An 823-nucleotide genomic window follows, 5' to 3' on the forward strand; every position below is an offset into this window, starting at 1 on the left:
CCTGAAGCTGGCCGTTAAACCGCCAGTTAGGGTAGAACAGGTAATTGGGGCTAAGTCGTAACAAGGTAGCCGTACCGGAAGGTGTGGCTGGAACACCTCCTTTCTGGAGAAGCTATTTAACTTAAGTATATGAGGATTCTTATATGCTTCCAGAGTACTTTTATCACACGCCTAAAGGAAAGCCTAGCAAGATAGGTTTTCATGATATTAGAGAAAAAGAGAAGAAACAAGCGGGCTTGTAGCTCAGGTGGTTAGAGCGCTACACTGATAATGTAGAGGTCCGTGGTTCGAGTCCACGCAGGCCCACCAACCAAAAGGATGTTGGGGCAAGCTGGAGATGAAAGCCAATAAGAGGGATCAAATCCCGATTAAACTTGGGGGGATTAGCTCAAAAAGCTAGGAAACCTGCTTACACTTGTGGAGTCAACAGGCTAGCCGCCCGCGTTGAATCCGTTATTCTTTGCTCGAAAAACAAAGCGTACCGCATTAGACAAACGAGTCTAATGAATGAAGAGATTAACAAATAAAACCCAATTAAACTTGGGGGATTAGCTCAGCTGGCTAGAGCACCTGCCTTGCACGCAGGGGGTCAACGGTTCGAATCCGTTATTCTCCACCAATTAATTACCCTCCCTCCTACTTCAACGGAAGTAGAACATTGGGAAACGATGTAAAAGATCTGGATTTATTCAGAGTTTTTACACAAGGTTCTTTGACATATTGTGAGAATAAAGTAAAGAGTAAGAGCAAAAATAGATAGCGATTGCCTTCGGGCATGAAGATATTAGAGAGTAAGTGAAATAAGGGCGTATGGGGGATGCCT

Annotated in this window: 2 tRNA genes and 1 rRNA gene; all 3 read left to right on the top strand. The window is 44.3% G+C overall.

The features are described 5' to 3' along the window. Window positions 1-103: ribosomal RNA gene (locus tag EWU22_RS13095) — 16S ribosomal RNA — on the top strand; the annotation flags it as partial. A gap of 129 nt (window positions 104-232) precedes the next feature. Beyond that, window positions 233-309: transfer RNA gene (locus EWU22_RS13100), tRNA-Ile, on the top strand. Between the two features lie 233 nt (window positions 310-542). Beyond that, window positions 543-619 (top strand) — tRNA-Ala (locus EWU22_RS13105). Window positions 620-823 lie beyond the last annotated feature (204 nt).

The organism is Aquirufa nivalisilvae (genome assembly GCF_004307455.1).
Classification (GTDB): domain Bacteria; phylum Bacteroidota; class Bacteroidia; order Cytophagales; family Spirosomataceae; genus Aquirufa; species Aquirufa nivalisilvae.